We start from the raw sequence: 519 nt of genomic DNA, 5'->3' as shown, positions 1-519 counted from the left end.
GTATTCTTGCGGTCTATTGCTTGCAGCTTATAAGGCAATTGTGTAAACAAAGCACAACTAATAAAAACAGTCGCAAAAAAGGAAAGGCATGTTTAAGAAATTAAAAGCATCGTTGGGTATTGGATCTGCAAAAGTGGATACTATTTTGGATGAAATGAGCGTGTTTCAAGGTGCGACGCTGAAGGGACATGTTCATATCAAAGGTGGGGATGTTGAACAGCAGATCGACGCTATCACCATTAAATTGAACACAGAAATGAAAGTTGAAGTGGACGATAGCGTAAGTTATCAAACCTTCACTATCGACCAGCTCAAGGCGGTTGACCCGTTTGTGATTCAACCGAATGAAGAAAAACAAGTGCCTTTCGAGCTAAAACTGCATGATGAAACACCTATCACTGCGGTTAGCGCATTGAAGAACCAGTGCAATGTTTGGGTCGAAACCACTCTGGATATTGATTTTGCCATCGACCCACGAGATCGCGATTACATTGAAGTGAAACCACTACCAGTGGCATC

General features: G+C 42.0%; 1 protein-coding gene. It reads left to right on the top strand.

Going from position 1 to position 519, the window contains the following annotated elements; all coding sequences use genetic code 11:
• Window positions 1–88: 88 nt before the first annotated feature.
• Window positions 89–519 (top strand): sporulation protein (locus R7190_RS30705; protein ID WP_318138319.1); only part of this gene is annotated, 431 nt, incomplete at its 3' end.

The organism is Vibrio sp. 1078-1 (genome assembly GCF_033340475.1).
Note: the sequence above shows the minus strand (reverse complement) of the source record. Positions and strands in the feature narration are given on the sequence as shown.